Source organism: Micromonospora craniellae (genome assembly GCF_014764405.1).
Lineage (GTDB): Bacteria > Actinomycetota > Actinomycetes > Mycobacteriales > Micromonosporaceae > Micromonospora > Micromonospora craniellae.
On sequence record NZ_CP061725.1, the window covers coordinates 746,148 to 764,199 of the forward strand.

The 18,052-nt window shown below is 70.7% G+C and carries 12 protein-coding genes; 2 read left to right on the forward strand and 10 right to left on the reverse strand.

Translation table 11 applies throughout. The annotated features are described in order from the left end of the window. Positions 1–2 precede the first annotated feature (2 nt). The 5 genes from ID554_RS03400 to ID554_RS03420 form a co-directional block, all read right to left on the reverse strand. Positions 3–632: a vitamin K epoxide reductase family protein gene (locus tag ID554_RS03400; RefSeq protein WP_117227561.1), complete on the reverse strand. Its 630-nt coding sequence runs from the start codon at positions 630–632 to the stop codon at positions 3–5. Then, complete coding sequence (locus ID554_RS03405; protein WP_117227562.1) at positions 629–1,282, reverse strand: DsbA family protein; 654 nt, start codon at positions 1,280–1,282, stop codon at positions 629–631. Before ID554_RS03405 ends, ID554_RS03400 begins: the two co-directional genes overlap by 4 nt. Positions 1,283–1,463: 181 nt before the next feature. Further along, entirely contained in the window at positions 1,464–2,840 is a 1,377-nt protein-coding gene (locus tag ID554_RS03410) for an FAD-dependent oxidoreductase (RefSeq protein ID WP_117227563.1), read from the reverse strand. Between the two features lie 223 nt (positions 2,841–3,063). Further along, positions 3,064–3,960 carry a bile acid:sodium symporter family protein gene (locus ID554_RS03415; RefSeq protein ID WP_117227564.1) on the reverse strand — a complete coding sequence of 299 codons (897 nt, stop codon included), beginning with the start codon at positions 3,958–3,960 and terminating at the stop codon, positions 3,064–3,066. Positions 3,961–4,028: 68 nt separating this feature from the next. Further along, a complete protein-coding gene (locus ID554_RS03420) occupies positions 4,029–4,784 on the reverse strand; it encodes a cellulose-binding domain-containing protein (protein ID WP_117227565.1) in 756 nt (251 codons plus the stop codon). A gap of 222 nt (positions 4,785–5,006) precedes the next feature. Here ID554_RS03420 and ID554_RS03425 point away from each other — a divergent pair, with 222 nt between their 5' ends. After that, positions 5,007–5,507 (forward strand): SRPBCC family protein, encoded by a 501-nt coding sequence (locus tag ID554_RS03425; protein WP_117227566.1) that lies wholly within the window; start codon positions 5,007–5,009, stop codon positions 5,505–5,507. Between the two features lie 21 nt (positions 5,508–5,528). On the opposite strand, the gene ID554_RS03430 is transcribed toward ID554_RS03425, so the two are convergent. Beyond that, positions 5,529–6,557: a LacI family DNA-binding transcriptional regulator gene (locus ID554_RS03430; protein WP_117227567.1), complete on the reverse strand. Its 1,029-nt coding sequence runs from the start codon at positions 6,555–6,557 to the stop codon at positions 5,529–5,531. Between the two features lie 470 nt (positions 6,558–7,027). Here ID554_RS03430 and ID554_RS03435 point away from each other — a divergent pair, with 470 nt between their 5' ends. After that, complete coding sequence (locus ID554_RS03435; RefSeq protein WP_117227568.1) at positions 7,028–8,218, forward strand: cytochrome P450; 1,191 nt, start codon at positions 7,028–7,030, stop codon at positions 8,216–8,218. A 44-nt stretch (positions 8,219–8,262) separates the two neighbouring features. Here ID554_RS03435 and ID554_RS03440 read toward each other — a convergent pair whose 3' ends face one another. The 4 genes from ID554_RS03440 to ID554_RS03455 all read right to left on the reverse strand — a co-directional run bounded on the left by ID554_RS03440 (position 8,263) and on the right by ID554_RS03455 (position 18,052). After that, positions 8,263–9,327 carry a hypothetical protein gene (locus ID554_RS03440; RefSeq protein ID WP_147333436.1) on the reverse strand — a complete coding sequence of 355 codons (1,065 nt, stop codon included), beginning with the start codon at positions 9,325–9,327 and terminating at the stop codon, positions 8,263–8,265. A 68-nt stretch (positions 9,328–9,395) separates the two neighbouring features. Further along, a complete protein-coding gene (locus tag ID554_RS03445; protein WP_191088644.1) occupies positions 9,396–10,028 on the reverse strand; it encodes a hypothetical protein in 633 nt (210 codons plus the stop codon). 24 nt (positions 10,029–10,052) lie between these two features. Then, complete coding sequence (locus tag ID554_RS03450; protein ID WP_191088855.1) at positions 10,053–13,253, reverse strand: OmpL47-type beta-barrel domain-containing protein; 3,201 nt, start codon at positions 13,251–13,253, stop codon at positions 10,053–10,055. A gap of 62 nt (positions 13,254–13,315) precedes the next feature. Continuing rightward, the gene (locus ID554_RS03455) at positions 13,316–18,052 is read right to left on the reverse strand and encodes a galactose-binding domain-containing protein (protein WP_223884423.1); all 4,737 of its coding nucleotides are present in this window, start codon (positions 18,050–18,052) and stop codon (positions 13,316–13,318) included.

Consider the following 18,052-nt stretch of genomic DNA (forward strand, 5'->3'; position numbering starts at 1 on the left):
CGCTAGAGCAGGGTGGACCAGTAGTCCCAGAAGCGCACCAGCACCGCCAGCAGGATCACCGTGTACCAGGCGACCAGGATGAAGCTGTGGTAGCCGGCGAGCCCGGCCAGCCGGGCCGCCGACGACGACGGCGGCACCCGCCGGAGGTTGCGCAGCGTGGTATAGACGAAGATCGCGATGGTCACCACCCAGACCACCATGCAGTACGGGCAGAGCGCGCCGATGACGTACAGGCTCTGGTAGATCAGCCAGTGCACGAAGATCACGCCGAACGTGACGCCGGCCTGGAGGCCGCCCCAGAACCAGCCGGGCAGCCGTGCCCCGGCGAGCAGCACGACGCCGATGGTGGCGACCACCGCGAAGCCGGCGATGCCGAGCAACGGGTTCGGGAAGCCGAAGGCGGCGGCCTGCGGGGTGGTCATCACCGAGCCGCAGGACAGGATCGGGTTGATGCTGCACGTCGGCACGTAGTCCGGGTCGTTCAGCAGGTTGATCTTCTCGACGGTGAGGGTGGCTGCGGCGAGCAGGCCGACGGCCCCGCCGACGGCGAGCACCCACGCGGTGACCCGGGCGAGGAACGTCGCCTGCGGTGCGTCGGTGCCCGCCGGCAAGCGGTCCGTGTCGGCGCTCATCCGGCGAGCGCGGCGTCGATGGCGGCGCTCATGTCCGCCTGGGTACGGACCTCGGTCAACTGCCGGCCGTTGAGGAAGAACGTCGGGGTGCCCTGCACCCCGGCGGTCTCGCCGTCGGCCCGGTCCCGGGCCACCCGGGCGGCGGTGGCCGGGTCGTCGAGGTCCCGCTGGAAGGTCTCGACGTCCAGGCCGAGGGTGCGCGCGTACCCGACGAACGTCTCGGTCTGTGGGGCGCGCTGGCGCCCCCACGCCTCCTGGTTCTCGAACAGCACGGTGTACATCTCGGCGAACCGGCCCTGGTTGGCGGCGGCCTCGGCGGCACGGGCGGCCAGTTCGGCGTTGGGGTGGCTGGGGATCGGGAAGTACCGCACCACGAAGGTGATCCGGTCCTGGTAGGTGTCCAGCAGCTCGCTGACCGCCGGGTAGACCGCGCCGCATGCCTCGCACTCGAAGTCGAGGAACTCCACCAGGGTGACCTTGCCGTCGGCGGCGGTGGTGAGCCGGTGACTGTCGTCGCGCACCAGCACGGCCGGATCCACGGGTTGGCCGCTGGAGCGCGAACCGGTGTTCCGGTTGATCGCGGTCAGTCCGATCATGACGAGGATCACCACCAGGATCATCGCCAACGTCAGTCGCAGATTCCTCGTCATGCGGGCGTCAACTCTCTCTGCGGGAGCAGCCAATGCTGCCCCGGTCGGCTGGCAGGTTGCTGAGAGCCGGCTGGACGGAAACTCACCGGCGCGGCAGCCACTTACTGGTGAATCGGACACCGCCCCCAGCGGCACCCGGCGGTGTCGAGGAGGGCGGACACCGCCGCCGGGGCGAGTCGGGTCAGCGCGCGCGCCAGTTCGCGAACAGCGCGCCCAGCACCACTGCGGGCCGGGCCAGCGCGCGGGGATGCTCACGCATCGAGACGACGTCGTTGAAGCGGCGGGCCGTCGTCACGTCGGTCATGGTCGCCCGGACGATCTGGCCACTCACCCAGCTGGAGATCCGGTAACCACGCGGGTAGGGACCGTCGACGTGCGGCAGCGCCAGGTCGGCGGAGGTCGACATCGACCAGGCGGCGTCGACCACGACCCGTTGCAGCTCGAAGAAGCGGCGGGCCGGGAAGCGGAGATCCGGCCCGGAGCGCAGGTACGCCGACAGGCAGGCCGCGTGCAGCGCCGCAGCCGTGATCCCCTGACCGTAGACCGGGTTGAAGGAGGCGACCGCGTCACCGACGCTGACCAGCCCGGCCGGCAGCCGCCGCAGCGCGTGGTAGTCCCGCCGCCGGCTGTCGGCGTGGCGGTAGGTCTGCACCTCGCCGAGCATCTCGCTGTCGGCGACCTCGGTGAACTCGGGCGGGAACTGCTCCCGCAACCGGCGGACGAAGTCCTCGGCGGTGCGGCCGGGCCGGTTGTCGCCGTAACCGGCCATCATCGCCATCCACCGGCCGTCCTCGATGGCGAAGTACGCCGCCCCGGCGACGTCCGAGGACGCCCTGGCGCTGTGCAGGGCCATCACCACGGTGTGCTCCGGGTGCGCCTCGCGGCGGCGGAACAGCGCCGTCGCGTAGTTGAGGTGCACCGGCATGCGCCGCAGGACGGGCCGCTCCCAGCCGGCGTCCGCCAGCCAGTCGGAGAGCCGGCTGGAGCGACCCATGGCGTCGACCACCAGGTCGGCGTTCTCGACACCGGGCACCGCGCCGACATCGCACCGGACCCCGGCCACCGACGAGCCGTCGAGCACGAGGCCGGCGGCGCGGGCGGTCACCGTCTTGACGTTGGGCAGCCGCAGGACCTGCTGGCGGATCAGCCCTTCCAGCAACGGCCGGCTGCCGGCCAGGCTGTCCGCGTCGTCGGGCACCGTCACCTTCAGGCGACCGTCGAGGTAGTTGCGCCGGGCGCCGGGCGGCGCCTCGACCGCGCCCTGGGCCAGGGCCTGCTCACGGAACCCGGGGAAGAGGCGCTCCAGTTGCAGGAAGCCACCGGGCAGCAGCGCGTGCAACTGTGTCCCCTGTGGCACGCCCGGCCGGCCACCGGGCACGTGCAGGTCGTCGCGGTCGATCACGACGACGCTCGCCGCATGGTCGGACAGCACCCGGGCTGCCAGCAGGCCGGCGACGCTGCCGCCGATCACCACGGCTGTGCCGAGGACCGGGGACGGCTGGTCGGGCGGTCGCACCGCGTTCAGCGCGGCGAAGACCTGAGCCGGAGAGAAGGACATCGGGCTCTCCAAGGGGTACGAGGTGTGGCGCCTTTCCGCCGGACCGGCCGGTGACAGGGCACAGGCAGGCCGGCGGGACCGGGCGGTCGGCATGACGCTCAACGATCGTTGCACAGGCAGGGAACGCGGCGGCAGATCCGACGATCGATGCGGCGCCGCGCGGGGACGGTGCCCGCACCTCGACCGGTGATCTGCGCGTACTGGCTGCTCAACGCCGTTTGTCTCAGGTCGTCGCGGCGCTGTCGCGGGTGCTACGTGGACCCGCGTCGAGGCGGTTGACCAGGTAACCGAAGGCCGCTGCGGTAAAGAACATGACAATGCCGTAGACGGCGGCCGGGATCGCCATCTGCGTGTTGTTCAGCAGCGCCGGGCTGAGCGCGATGGTGATGGCCAGGGTGCTGTTGTGGATGCCGATCTCGAAACCGGCCGCCTTCGCGGCGGTCCGGTCGATCCCGGCCAGCCGCGGCACCCCGTACCCGACCGCGAGGCTGAGCAGGTTGAACGCCAGCACGGCCAGACCGACCGCGACGAAGTAGTCGGCGATGTTCTCCCGCTCGCCGAGCACCGCGCCGAGAATCACCGCGACCAGCACCACCACGGACATGATCCGGACCGGCCGGTCGAGCCGGTCGGCGACACCGGGCACCCGGGCCCGGACCAGCATGCCGATCGCGACCGGGACGAGCACGATGGCGAAGACCTGCACCACCTTGTCGAACTGCAGGCCGATGCTCGTCGCGTCGCTCAGGAAGTAGCCCGCCGACAGGTTGACCACGATCGGCAGGGTGAGTACGGCGAGCACCGAGTTGATCGCGGTCAGGGTGATGTTCAGCGCCACGTGCCCGCCGAACAGGTGGCTGTAGAGGTTGGCCGTGGTGCCGCCGGGCGACGCTGCGAGCAGCATCATCCCGACGGCCAGTTCCGGCGGCAGGTCGAAGGCGAGCACCAGGCCGAAGCAGAGCGCCGGCAGCAACAGCACCTGGCACGCCAGCGCGATGACCGCGGCCTTGGGGTGCTGCGCCACCCGCCGGAAGTCGGCGACGGTCAGGCCGAGACCCAGACCGAGCATGATGATGCCGAGGGCGATGGGCAGTCCGACAAGGGTCAGGGCAGAGTCCATGACACGACATCGTTACCACCCGGTAACGCACTCACAATCCTCCATGCGGCCGGGGTACGCCTCCCGGCTCAACGACCACAGTCGAGCGCGAAGCCCTCCGGCACCGAAGTGGTGGTCGCGAGCAGGCCGAACGTCGTGGACCCGCCCGGGGCGAGCCGACCGTTCCAGCCGGCGTCGCGGACGGTCACCTCGCCGCCCGCCTCGGTCAGCGTCCCGTTCCAGAGCGACTGGATCCGCTGGTCACCGGGCCAGGTCCAGGAGACCCGCCAGCCGTCGAGCGCCTCGGTCCCGGTGTTGCGCACGGTCACCGTGGCGACGAAGCCACTCCCCCAGCCGCTGCCGATCGTCGCCGTCGCGGCACACACCGGCGCCGCCACCGCCTGCGTACGCGCCGGCCCGCCGATGATGTACGGGTCCCGCCGGCCCTGCGGGTCGCTGAACCGGAACCAGTACTCGGTGTCCGGGGTGAGCCCCTCGACCACGACGGTCCCGTGGCGCTCCATGCCGGAGTCCGCCGAGGCCACCGGGTCACGCCACTGCGCGGCATCGTCCCGGCTCACGAAAAGGTTGACCGTGATGGGCAGGTCGTACCCGCAGGGCGGGCTGAACAACAGCGAGTAGCGGATCGTGACACTCGTGGCGGTGGTGCTGTCCACCATGCCGCCGATCGGCAGCGCGGGCGGGCACGGCGGCGGCGTCGGCGGTGACGTGGTGAGCGGGACGGGCGTGGTCGTGGCGGCGCCCGCACTGCTCGCCACGCCGGCCACACCGAGCAGGGCCAGCGTCGCGGCGGCGATCGTCGCCAGGGCGTACTTCTTCGACATGCGGTGTCTCCTCCGGAGATGGGGGCACCGGGCCCGAACGGCGGCCGGTGCCCGGGATGCGGGCTGCCCCGCGCGGGTGGCGTCCCCGCGCGCCCTGACGATGATTCGCACGCCGGCCCCGGACGCGACTGAGCGCAGTCTCCCAGTTGATGGTGGTCGATACAATGGACGACCAGTCGATCCACCTGGGCCGGACGGGCCGCGCGCGGGGAGAATGGGGCGATGCCCGTGGTTGAGGCGGTGGCCGTCGTCCCCGTACCCCCGAATCTCGCGTTCGCGATCTCGCAGACCACCATGCCGGTCCGGCGACGATGGGACCCGTTCGTCCGCAGCCAGCACTTCGTGGACGGCGCCACCCGGCCGGGCAAGGGCGTCCGCACGTTCACCCGGTCCCGGCACGGCTTCTCGATGGTCAGCGAGTACGTCTCCTACGCCCCACCGACCAACGTCGGCATGAAGATGGTGCGCGGCCCGTGGTTCTTCGAGATGTTCGCCGGTGGTTGGCGGTTCGCGCCGGCGGACGAGCCCGGCCACAGCGTCGCCACCTGGCGATACCACTTCCGCTGCCGCCCGGCGCTACTGCGACCGGTCGCCGACCGGATCGGCGCCTGGCTGCTCGGCCGGGACATTCGCCGCCGGATCGCCGGCTACGCGGCCGGGTGCGCCGACCCGGTCGTGGTCGCCGCCGCCGAGCGGGACCTGCGCGACCGCGCCGACTCCTGACCCGCATCCGGGGCGGCGGGCTCAGCGCACGGGCAGGGTCGACTCGCGCATCACCAGGCGGCTGGCGAACTCCTCCGACTGGGTCACCGCACCGTCGATGGCCGCGAACAGGCGTTGCCCGGCCACCGCGCCGAGGTGTTGGAGGTTCATGTCGACGCTGGTCAGACGCGGGCGGGAGTCCGCCGAGATGGCCTCCCAGTTGTCGAAGCCGAGCACCGAGATCGCACCGGGCACGTCCCGACCGAGATCACGCAGCGCGTCCAGTACGCCCCGGGCGATCTGGTCGCTGCCGCAGAAGATCGCGTCCACCTCGGGCCGCTGCTCGACGATCATGTGCGCGGCGGCACGCCCCCAGGACTCGTCCCACGACCCGTAGTAGGGCCGGTCACCGACCATGCTCAGGCCCGCCGCCGCGAGGGCTGCCGCCGCGCCCTCGGCGCGGTCGCGTGCCGCCTGGAATCCCGGTTCGCCGGTGATGTGGGCGATGTTGCGCCGGCCGCAGGCCAGCAGATGTTCGACGGCGAGGCGACCGCCTTCGACGTTGTCGACCGTGATGGAGATGTCGGCCGGGTCCGAGGAGGGGGCGTACGCGTAGACCACCGGCACCGGGATGTTGCCGGCCAGCGGCGGACGGGGGTCGGTACGCGAGCCGACCACGATCAGGCCGTCCACCCGGCGCGACAGCAACGCGCGGACGTGATGCTTCTCCCGGATCGCGTCGCCCCGCGCGTCGCACAGGAAGACCGACACCTGACCCGCTCCGAAGGCGTCCTCGGCGCCCATCAGGATGGGGATCGAGAACCGCCCCTCCAGGTCGCTGGTGAGCAGGCCGACCGTCCCGGTCCGGCCGCTGAGCAGCCCTCGGGCCAGGGCGTTCGGTGCGAAGGAGAGCAGTTCCGCGGCCTCCAGCACCCGTACGCGGGTGGTCGCCCGCACCTCGCCGCGTCCGTTGATCGCCTTGGAGGCGGTGGCGACCGAGACGCCGGCCAGCTTGGCGACGTCGGTGAGGGTGGGCGTGCGGTTGGCGGGGACCTCGGGCTCGGTCGTCATGCGGTGCTCCTCCCAGCGGCCGGCACGGGATGTGGTACGCGGCGACGGGCCGCCTCGGGCGCCCGTACGGGCACGCCCGGCGGAAGTGATCCGGTAAACCTTTTCGGGGTTGTTTCGGCACCGTTGCCTGACCTGCGGTGTCCCTCATACCTGCGCGGAACACTACACCGAAGTGTCCGGACACCTCGGGTCAGGAAGGCCCGTCGGTGCTCCTTCCCCGAAAACTTCCACGAAACGTTCGTCGGCTTCTGGCCGCGGGTCCGGGCAGGCCGGCTTCCGCATCGCGTGCCGCCGACCAGGTGGCGGTCGGCGACCCGGCCGAGACAGCCGGAGTGGGAGCATGAGTGTTAGCGCTAACTGACGCCATGTCAGCAAGAGGATCCTGCGATTGACAGAGGTTCGGGCCGTTTGTATGTTAGCGCTCAACTATTGATCGGTCGGGCCACTCACGTCCGGTTCGAGGAGGCGAGGTGGCAGTCGGGTTCGGCCTCTCGGAGTTGTGGGATCCGGTCGTCCGCCGCAATCCGCACGACTTCTACGACCGGGTGCGGGGCAGCGGCGGTCCGGTGCTCCAGGTCGACCCGGCGGGCAACCGGCTGTGGGTGGTCGCCGGTCACGCCGACGTGCTGCACGGACTGCGGCACCCGATGATCGGACACGAGGTGCACCGGCACCACCCGGACGCCCCACGACCCGCCCCGTACGAGCTGTCCGAGGTGGCGAGGATCGAGGCTCGGCAGCTCATCAGCCTCGACCCGCCCGATCACACCCGCCTGCGTGGACTGGTCAGCGGCGGGTTCACGGCGCGGGCGGTGGCACGGTTGGCGCCGTGGATCGGTGACCTCGCCGACCGCCTCGTCGACCGCGCACGTCGGCTGGGCCACGTGGACGCCGTCGCCGATCTCGCCGATCCGGTGCCGGTCAACGTCATCGCCGAGCTGGTGGGCATTCCGGAACCGGACCGGCCGCAGTTCCGGGCCTGGTCGGCGGCGATCGTGTCGGCCGGCTTCGACGGCCCGGCAGCGACGCTGGAGTTCGCGGCATACCTCGACGACCTGGCGGCGCGACGCCGCGCCGATCCCGCTGACAACCTGATCTCCGAGCTGGTGGCGGTGGAGGACCGGGCGGACCGGCTCGACCGCGACGAGTTGGTGGCGCTGGTGCAGTTGCTGCTCATCGCCGGGCAGGAGACCACCGTCGACCTGATCGTCAACGGCATCCGCCTGCTGCTCACCCACCCGGAGCAGTGGTGGGCGCTACGCGACGATCCCACGCTGGCCGAGGCGGCGGTGGAGGAGACGCTGCGGTTCCGGGGGCCGGTGGAGATCGTGCCACCACGGTTCGCCTTCGCTGACGTCGAGATCGCGGGTGGGCGGATCCCCGCCCTCGACCGGGTGGGGCTGTCGGTCTGGGGTGCCAACCGGGACCCGGCGGTCTTCGACCGGCCGCACGAGTTCGACATCGCCCGCACCGACGTCCGCCGGCACATCGCCTTCGGGTACGGCATCCACTTCTGCCTCGGGGCGCACCTGGCACGGCTGGAGAGCCGAATCCTGTTCGACCGCGTGGCGCGGCACCTGCCCGGCCTGCGGCTGGCAGTCGACGCCACCGATCTGGACGCGTTCCGCCTGCATCACGATGGCCTGCCGCTGCGGGTGTGACGCCCGGCGGTCCGCACGCCCCGGAGACACCGGGACGTCCCGGGTCACGAGGTCGGTGAGGTCCCGCTGGCGAGCTCCGACCTCCGAGCCTCCTTGCGCCCTTCGTCGCGGGCCCGCGCGAGCAGTCCCGCGAGCCGGCGGCGGCGTCGACGCACCACGGTCCGCCAGGCGAGTACGAGCGCCACGATCACGAGCATGAGGGCCAGGTGCGGCCAGGGGATCGACCAGACCGTGACGGTGGTGGTGGTCGGCCGGATCTCGGCGTCGGGCGGGTCGCCGACCAGGATGTCCGGGGTCAGCGTGACGGTGGCGGTCACCCGTCCCCAGCCCCACACCCCGCCGACGTGGGCCTCGGCCGGGCGGTCGCCGCCGGGCAGCAGTTCCTCCACCACGGCCGGTCCCTCGGCGTCGACCAGCCCGAACAGGTCGCAGACGGTGGCCCGGCCGGCGCCGGTGACGGCGACGTTGCCGTCGTTGACGGCCGTGTACCGGAGCCGCACGCTGCCCGGTGAGAACGGGTTCCACGACCGGTCGTGCGTGGCGGTGAGGTCGTCGATGCGGATGGCGGCGACAGCGGTGCCGCTGGCCCGCAGCATCACCCGGAACCCGACCCGGCTCTCCACCGCCACCGTGCCGCCGGTGCTGGTGACCGTCGCCGCGATGCCGGCCGGGTGGTCACCGGGGCTGGCGTCGGCCGGTGCCTCGATGGTGAACGGCACCACCCGCGTCGACTTCGCCCCGACGCTCACCGTCTCGCGTACCGAGATCCAGGTGCCGCCGTCCACCGAGGGCTGGTGCGACGGGAGCATGTTGAACCGCCCCTTGTCGGTCAGGTAGCCGTCGGCGGCCTGCAACGAGAACACCACCGGCGCGTCGCTGAAGTTGCGCACCGCCAGGTGCTCGGTGACCACCTCACCCGGGTCCAGGGTGCGCTCCACCCAACGGCGGCCGTCCGGGCCGTCCGGATTCGCCGGCTGGACCGCCCAGGTGACGGTGGGCGCGGTCGGCTCCGCCCGGGCGGGGAGGACCCCGGCCAGGCCGGTCGCCACCAACACGGCGCACATCCACGCCCCCACGCGAAGCGTCCACGGGATCCTCGGCACGCTCATGGACCAGCCCTTCGAACCGCAGAATGCGGGTGGGGGCCGCCCGGATACGGCGGCCCCCACCCAGTGGATCACTCGAACAGGGACAGGGTCAGGGTCGAGGTGTACTCACCCGCGGCCACGTCCGCCGGGGTCCGCAGGAACAGGTCCGCGTCCACCGAGTACGCCCCACCCGCGACCGCACCCGAGTCGAACGTCGACACCAGCAACTCCTGGTCGACCAGACCCACGTTGTTACCCGGCTGCGTCGGCTCGTCCAACACCGTCACGACCTCTTCACCCTCACTGACCAGACCACTGTCGTCACCATCGACCAGACGCGGCTTCCACCCCAGGTGCCCGGCACCGATCGGCTCCTGACCCGCACCACCGGTGAAATCCGTGGCACTACCCAACACCGCCCACGCCGCACCCTCAGGCACCTCGTCAGCAGTACGCGTGTCCGTCACCGTCACCGTCGGCAGACCACCCACGAACTGACGCACCAACAACGACGACCCCTCCTCGGTCAACACCACCGAATCACCAGCGACCGACATCGCCAACACACCCGGCTCGACCAACTCCTCGATGTCGACCGTCACGGTCACGTCACCACCGTCACCCGGATCGGCCGACACCGGCGCGGCCACCGCCACCGACCCGACCAGCAACGCCCCGGCGGCACCCGCCGCCAACAAACGCTTCCGACTACCTGTCCTCATCTGCTTCTCCGTTGTCTCTCGTGGTTACTGGGCTTGACGGGGGTCTGCGGCACAGTTGGCGCCGGAGTGGTCCCGGGTCACGACGGTGGTGACGCTCTCACCGTCGACCGAGCCGGTGGCCCGGACCGTGGCGGTACCCGACGGGGCCGACGCGGCCCGCGTGGTGAACTGCTGGAACGCACTCGCACCCGGCGCCACGGCCGACACCGACCGCTGCCCGTACGCGCTCTCCAACACCACATCCACCGGACCGTCATGGTCGTTACGCGCCTGCACCGCCACGTACGCCCTACCGGCCACGCACCGCGCCTGCACGCTGACGGTCACCGGCACCTCGGGTCGGACACCCGGGTCGTCGGCGAACACCCGCCACTCGGTGACGGCGACCGCCGAGTAGGTGGTGCCGTTCCCATTGGCCCGGATCGTGGCCCGCACCCTCGACGTGGTCACCGGATCGAAGGAGACGGTGTTGAACGCGGTGGTGCTGGTGCCGTACGGGGACGCGCCGGTCACGTCACGCCAGGCCGAGGCGGTGGCGTCCCAGTACTGCACCACCCACCCGTCGGGCTGGGCGACACCGTCCCCGGTGCCCTGGTTGGAGTCCCGCCAGAACTTCAGCTCGGCGCCGGTGAGGCGCACCGGGCGGCTCCAGTCGTACTGGATCCACTGGGTCGCCGGGCGGGTGCCCGACCAGGTCCCCCAGATCTGCGCCTGGCTCGGGTTGGCCGGGTCGGCACCGTCGTTGAGGGCAGTGACGCTGTTCCAGCCCGCCGTGAACGAGGCGGTCGGGGTGCCGATCGGCGCGATGTTGCCGGTGAGCGGACCCGACAGGTCGGCCGGGATGGTGACCGTCCGGGCGGTCTCCAGGTTGCCGGCCACGTCGAGCGCCCGGTACGACAGCGTGTGCCGGTTCGCGTCGGGAGCCGGGATCGCACCGTCGTAGGTGGTCCAGGCGCCCGTGCCGATGGCGTACTCGATCCGGGCCACCCCGGAGGTGGCGTCGGTCGCGGCGAGCGTGACCGCCCGCATGGTGCTGTTCACCGTGGCCGTGCTGACCGGTGCCGTGGCGTCGACGCGTACCTCCAGGGTGGCGGGTGCGGAGACGTTGCCGGCGCGGTCGGTGGCGGTCGCGGTGACGGCGTGCCGGCCGTCCCCGGTGACGGTGACGTCGACCGACCGTACGTCGGTGGCCTCGACCGGCTCGCCCTCGCCGACCCGTGCGGAGATGGCCATCCGGCCGCCCCGGTCGTCGACACCGGCGGCCCGCACCCGTACCGCAGACCGGAACCAGCCGTCACTGCCGGCGCTGCCGCTGGGCGTGAGCGTCACCGTCGGCGGCGTCACGTCTCCCTCGGTGTCGTCCGGCGAGATGACGGTGACCTGCGCGGAGACCCGGTCTGCGGCGTACCCGAGCACGGTTCCGCGGATGGTGAACGTCCGGGGCTCGGCGACATCCGAGGGACGCACCTCGTCCCAGTAGACCGGCACCCGCAGCGTCTGCGCGCCGAACGACACGGGCAGGGTGTCCGGCAGGTCGGTCTCGCCCACCTCCACCGTCATCGCCGGGGCGGTGACCGACTCCGGCTGCGCGGCGAGGACCTTCCACTCCTCGACCGCCACCCCGGAGTACGTGCTGCCGTTGGTCGACGCGTCGAACACGGCGCGCACCTGGGTGGTGGTCACCGGATCGAAGGTGGTGTCCTGGAAGCCCTGCGTCGCGGTCGGGAAGCCGCTCGGGTTCGGCACGTCGGCCCACTGCCCGGTGTCCAGGTTCCAGTACTGCATGCGCCAGCGGGCGGGCGCGGCGACACCGACACCGGTGCCCTGGGGCTGGTCGTTCCAGAAGTCGATCTGCGAACCGGAGATCCGCATCGGCTGGTCCCAGGTGTACTGCACCCACTGCTGCGGTGGGTTGTTGCCGGTCCAGGTGCCCCACATGTCCGGCGGCAGCGGATTGGACCGGACGATCTCGTCGTTGAGCGCCTTCACCCAGTACTGCACGGGCACCGGCTCGTTGGAGACGGTGACCTGGGCCTCCTGGGCGATGTTCGACCGGGGCGTGAGGTCACGTTCCTTGGCCGGCGTCGGCGTGACGAGCTTGATCCGCGGCGGGGTCTGCGTGTCGTCCCACTCGATCGGGTCGATCGCCACCGAACGCCGGAAGTGGCCGCCGCCCACGGCGTCGGCGGTGTGGTAGGCCAGGTACCACATGCCGTCGAACTCCAGGACGCCCGGGTGGCTCGTGGTCGAGGAGACCGGCCGCAGGAACGTCCCCCGGTAGGTCCACGGCCCCTCCGGCGACGCCGCGGTGCCGTAGGCGAGGCAGGCGTGGTAGTTCGCCGGGGTGCACTGCGAGGTCGGACCGGCGTTGTTGCCGGCGTACGCCATGTAGTAGGTGCCGTTGCGCTTGAAGGCCCAGGCACCCTCGAAGAAGCCGGTCAGGCCGGTGACGGTGCGGGTGGCGCCGATCGGGGTTTTCATGTCCTGCTGGAGTTCGAGCATCCGCAGTTGGCTGAAGGAGCCCCACCAGATGTACACCCGCTGGTTCGGGGCCTCGCCGTCGACCAGGATCGTCGGGTCGATGTTGTGGATGGTGTTCGGCGTGGGCACCCGCTGGGAGATGATCGGTCCACCCGCGTGGTCGGTCCACGGCCCGGTCGGGCTCTCCGACACGGCCACCCCGATCGCGAACCGGTCCGACGCGGTGCTGTTGCGCTCGTGGATCGGGACGTACCAGTAGTAGCGCCCGTCGACGCCCTGGATCACCTGGCCGGCGTACGCGCGGCCGGGGGTGGCCCAGGCGAAGACGGCCTCCGGGCGCATCAGCGACGGGTAGTGGGTCCACTCCCCCGCCTCGACGTCGCTGGTCCGGAAGGCGCCCCACTCGTTCATGATGAAGTCGTTGGTGGACGGTCCGGCCTGGTCGTGGCCGGTGTAGATGTAGAGCTGGTCGGCGTCGGTGTCGTTGCCGGGGGCACCGGCCCGCACGACCATCGGGGCCGGGTCGGCGGAGTAGTAGCTGCCGTCGCCGAGGATCGGGTTGACCGTGTTGGTGAAGGTGTACGACTCGGGCTCGGCGGCGTACGCCGGACCGGCGACGCCGGTCAGGCCACCGGCGACGAGCCCGACGGACGCGGCCAGGGCGATCGCCCTGCGCCATCGGCGGGACGGCCGGGTGGACGGTGGGGCGGCGCCGCGCCCCACGGTGGTGTTCACGGTGTCGATCTCCTCACTCGTGCGCGGGGAGTGGTGGCGGCGCCGGGGCCCGGCGCCGCCACCACGAAGGGTCAGCCGCAGGTGAGGACGCCGAACGGCGCCTCGAACTCCACGGTCACCGGCTCGCCGTCGACGGTCCCGGTGGCCTTCACCGTCGCGGTTCCGGCCTCCACCGACGTGGCGCGGGTGTTGAACGCCTGGAAGGCGGACTTCCCGGAAGCCACGTTGGCGACCGTCCGCGAGCCGTACGGCGTGACCAGCTCGATGGTGAGCGGCACGTCCCCGGCGTTGCGGGCGTTGACCGACACGTAGACGTTGCTGCCGGTGCAGCGGGTGGTGGCCTGCACCTCCACGTCCCAGACCGGGGTCTGGGGCGGGTCGCCCACGGTGAGGGTCAGCGTGGTCCGGGTGGCCCCGGCCTCGCTGACGTACGGAGGCAGGATCAGGTCACCGATGATGGTGTAGCGACCCGGGGTGTTGACGATGCTCTCGTCGAAGTCCCAGTCGACACCGATGGCCTGGTTGTCCCGCGATCCGTCGTTGTAGGAGACCTCCACCTTGCCCGGCAGGAAGGGCAGCTCGCCCACCTCGACGGATTGTTCGAAGGTCTCGGCGCCCTGGATCGAGATACCGCCGGTGGACATCTCCGGCCGCACGTAGATCCGCGCCTCGGCGATCAGCCCGTACGCGTCGTTCGTGCCGTAGATCACGAACGGGTCGACGTTGGGCTCGGCGACCTGCTCGGGCGTGATCTCCTGCCAGTTGAACGCGACCTGGCCGCGCTCACCGCTGGCGTAGACCGCGTCGAGCGTGCTCGGCAAAGTCGGCACCTGGCCGACACCGGTGCGGATGAGCACCGGGGACCGCACCGAGTCGACCGTCTCGCCGTTGGCCCGCCAGCGCAGCACGCCGGTGCCGGCGCCGTTGCCCTGCACACCCCAGATGCGGATACGCAGGTAGCTGGTGGTGACCGGGTCGAAGTCGAAGCGGTTGAACCGGTTGGTCACCAGCCCACCGGCGTACGTCGACCCCTCGGCCAGGGACACCGGCGTCCAGGTGGTGCCGTCCTGCGAGGTCTCGATGGCGTACGTGCCGGCGTTGGGGCGGCGGGTGCCGCCGTTGTCGTCGTACCAGTAGATGTCGGTCGAGGACAGCCGCACCGGTGCGGTCCACCGGTACTGGATCCACGCCTCCCGCTCGGTGCTGGTGCCGTTCTGCGGCTGGCCCCAGTTGCCCCAGCCGCTGCCGGCTCCCGGGCTGGAGTTGTTCGGGGTGGTGGGTTCGTTGACCCGCGAGTGGTTCTCCCAGGACGCGGTGCCACTGGTGCTGATCGTGGCCGAGGCGCCGAACTCCGCAGTGACCTCGCGCTCGGCCAGCGTGACCGACACGTTCGCGGTCGACCGCTTCTCGCCGTCGTCGGCCCAGAACCGGAACACGTAGTCACCGGCGACGGTGCCGGTGACCCGGGTGGTCAGCGCCCGTGCGTCGGCGAAGATGACGCCCGCACCCTCCGGCGCGGAGACGGTCTCCCAGCCGAAGGTCAGCTCGCTGTCGTATGGGATGCCGTCGTCGGCGGCGGTGGCGACCAGCCGGGTGGACAGGTTACCGTCGCCCGAGCCGTCCCGGTTGGCGGTGACCACCGGCGCCTGGTTGCTCACGTCCGGCACGTCCCGCCCGGACTCGAACACCTGGATCTCGCTGATCGCGGTGAAGTGGGTCGGGTTGTTGGTGAAGGTGACCCGCAGCTTGTCCGTGGTGACGGCGTCGAACAGCGCCTCGTTGAACTTCGCCGACGGCACGACCGGGTTCTTGAACTGGTCCGACACCTCCTTCCAGCCGCCGTTGCCGTCAGGCACCTGCACCCACCAGCGCGCCGGCTCGCGGTAGCCACCGGCCTGCCGGTCGCTGACGAAGAAGACCTTCACATTGTCGAGGGTCTTGGCCGAGCCCAGGTCCAGCTCGATGTGGCCGTTGCGGTCGGTGGTGCCGTAGTTGCCCCAGTACGGCTCGTTGGCGGTGATCCCGTCGGTGACGGCCGCCAGCGACACCGGACGCTCGGTCTCCGAGATCGCGCCGGGCGTGTAGTTCATCGAGGTGGTGCTCCAGCCGGGGGTGTGGAACTGCCGCCACGGCGTGGGCCGCACACCCTGCTGGGTGTACGAGGAGCTGAGCTGGGCGCCCTGCGCCAGGTTCGGCGCCTCCTCGGTGAGGTCGATGCCGGCCGTCTTGAGGTAGCTGACGACCCGGTCGTCGGAGATCGGGGTGTCCACCGCGCTCGGGAAGTCGGTGCCGGTGGTCGCGGTGAAGGTGACGGCCAGCCCGTCCTCGGCCTGCACCTGGTTGGTGTTCGGGTCGTAGGTGACCTTGCCGAGCTTGTCGGTGCTGACCTTCTTCTCGCCGTTGAGGAACAGGCTGTAGCCGGCGCCCAGGCCGTACTTGCTGCCGTCCGGGTCCCAGACGATGGTGACGTCCTGCCCGTGGTACCGCAGGTTGTTGACCATGAAGTGGTCGTAGCCGAACTGGATCGGCCACAACTCGATCTTGTCATCGGAACGCGGCTGGATGCCGCCCATGTCCTCGATGAAGATGTAGTTCATGTTGCCGAGCATGATGTGGTTCTGGTTGTTGCGGTTGTAGGTCCGCGTCGTCGGGTTCCAGTTGGAGTAGTACTCCGCCTGGTTCGCGACCCGCAGGTCCGCACCCGGGTAGATGCTCCACGCCATCCAGTCCAGCAGCCGCTTGGCGTACTCCGGAGTGACGTACTTCTGCTCCGGGTCGTAGTGGCGCAGCGCCGAACGGACACCGCGGTACTGCACGGTGAAGTTGATGTTCGAGAAGTTGTTCGAGCCGCCGATCCCGTACGCCGCCCGGTCGTACTGGTTGGCCGTGTAGAACGGGAAGATCGGGAAGTTGTCGCCGTAGGTCAGGAACCGGAACCCGTCGACGTACTTCTCCCACTGGTCGGTCGGGATCAGGTTCTCGGCGTAGATGTCGTAGAGGTTCGTCTCCTTGGCCGGGATCAGGTTCCGGGCCGAGGCGGGCAGCGGGTTGGGCCGCCCGTTGGCGGTCGCCGCGCTGCTCGCGCCGTGCGACGTACCGGCCAGGAACATCCGCATGTCGGGGCTCCACAGCCGGTTCAGGATCGCGTCCCGGATCTCGTCGGCGCTGGCCCCCATCGCGTCGATCTTGGCCTGGTCGGCGTCGGAGATCTGGTAGAGCTGCCGGGCCGCGTCGAACGCGCCCCACACGTACGCCGACTCGGGACGCTCGATCGTCCGCGCGCCCGGCGCTCCGCCGTTCACCCTCGGGAAGCCGAACGTGATCGCGTCGGCGTCGTTGCCCGGCATGTAGTTGGTGTCGTACGCGATCAGCTTGTCGTCGTTGCCGTCGTAGTGCTCCAACTGACCGACGCCGTCACCCTCGAAGTACTGGGCGAACTTGCGGGCGACCTGCTTGCCGCCGCCGTGCACGTTGTACGCCTCCAGCCCGGCGGTGCCGAGATACTGCGAGTAGTGGTTGTTCCAGCTCGTGTGCCCCGGGCTGTCCAGGAAGGCCGAGGAGCCGGACAGCTCGCCGATGTTGAGGATCTGGCCGTACCCCAGGTAGGGCGTACGCAGCCACTTGGTGTCCTGCAGGTGCATCGGCTGGGTCAGCGCGACCGAGTTCTGGTAGAGGTTCACCCCCTCGATCGTGGTGGGGTACTGGTAGACGTGGCCGGACGCGTTGGCGTCGAGCGAGTTGTAACGCTCGCCCCACCAGCGGTACACAATGGCCTTCTCCAAGGCCGGGTCGGGGACGTTGATGTACGGCACGTCCTTCGCCCAGCGCTGGTTGAACTCGGTGATGCCGGTACGCACGGCGGTGGCCGCCGACATCTCGGCGTACTCCTGGTAGCTCTCCACCGTCTCGGGCAGCGTGGCCGAGGAGACCGCGCCGACCACCGACAGCGACACCGAGCCGCCGGCCGGGACAGTGATCTCCCGGTCCAGGTTGCTGCCGCTGCGGGTGAAGCCGGAGCCGGTGAGGTCCACGCGGATGCTGTCCCACGCGGTGTCGACGAGCCCGTTGTTCGAGCCGCTGGTGATGGTGCGGGTGCCGGTGAGCGCGGCGTCGCCCGCAGCCTGGTTGGCCAGCGGCGACGCGGCACGGACGGTGAAGGTGGCCGCCGAGTCGCCGGGGTTGGTGAAGTCGATGGCGGTGACCGCGACGTTGTCGTAGGTGATGAACTTGGTGAGGTTGGCGGTGACCCCGGTGGAGCCGATGGTGTAACGGCTCTTGGCGTGGCTCGGTGCGTTGAACCGGTTGGCGTTCACCTCGGACACGGTCTGCCCGGGCACTGTCACGGTGTAGAGGTTGCCGAGGTTGTTGGGGCCGCCGACGAACGCGCTGCCGGCGAAGCCCATCACGGTGAAGTTGTTGTTGGAGGCGCCGCGCATGTAGAGGGTGCGCCCTCGGGTCATCAGCACCGCTGACCCGAGCGTGCCGCTCACCCCGAGGATGCGGTCGAGGTAGTAGTCCGTGCCGCCGACGGCACGGTCCTTCTCGAAGACGGACTGGTGCATGTTCCCGGCGGTGAACGGTACGCCCGGCCGGAGCTGGTTCACGACGTCGCCGAGGTTGCTGTAGACCGGGTCGCCGATGTCCATGGCGTGGTTCTGACCGTTGGTGTATACCCCGACGTCGCCCTCGTTGCCGGGCAGGATCGGGCTTGCCGCGTGGGCTGGGGACGACACGGCGACCGTCCCTCCCACCACCAGCGCGGCAAGGGCGGCCCACAGGGGCACCCTCCGCGCGCGTCTGCGGATCAT

What these genes read in the sequence shown, in the direction of transcription:
- ID554_RS03400 (WP_117227561.1), bottom strand. Translation starts at nt 632, where the DNA reads ATGAGCGCCGACACGGACCGCTTGCCGGCGGGCACCGACGCACCGCAG.
- ID554_RS03405 (WP_117227562.1), bottom strand. Translation starts at nt 1,282, where the DNA reads ATGACGAGGAATCTGCGACTGACGTTGGCGATGATCCTGGTGGTGATC.
- ID554_RS03410 (WP_117227563.1), bottom strand. Translation starts at nt 2,840, where the DNA reads ATGTCCTTCTCTCCGGCTCAGGTCTTCGCCGCGCTGAACGCGGTGCGA.
- ID554_RS03415 (WP_117227564.1), bottom strand. Translation starts at nt 3,960, where the DNA reads ATGGACTCTGCCCTGACCCTTGTCGGACTGCCCATCGCCCTCGGCATC.
- ID554_RS03420 (WP_117227565.1), bottom strand. Translation starts at nt 4,784, where the DNA reads ATGTCGAAGAAGTACGCCCTGGCGACGATCGCCGCCGCGACGCTGGCC.
- ID554_RS03425 (WP_117227566.1), top strand. Translation starts at nt 5,007, where the DNA reads ATGCCCGTGGTTGAGGCGGTGGCCGTCGTCCCCGTACCCCCGAATCTC.
- ID554_RS03430 (WP_117227567.1), bottom strand. Translation starts at nt 6,557, where the DNA reads ATGACGACCGAGCCCGAGGTCCCCGCCAACCGCACGCCCACCCTCACC.
- ID554_RS03440 (WP_147333436.1), bottom strand. Translation starts at nt 9,327, where the DNA reads ATGAGCGTGCCGAGGATCCCGTGGACGCTTCGCGTGGGGGCGTGGATG.
- ID554_RS03445 (WP_191088644.1), bottom strand. Translation starts at nt 10,028, where the DNA reads ATGAGGACAGGTAGTCGGAAGCGTTTGTTGGCGGCGGGTGCCGCCGGG.
- ID554_RS03455 (WP_223884423.1), bottom strand. Translation starts at nt 18,052, where the DNA reads ATGATCCGCAGACGCGCGCGGAGGGTGCCCCTGTGGGCCGCCCTTGCC.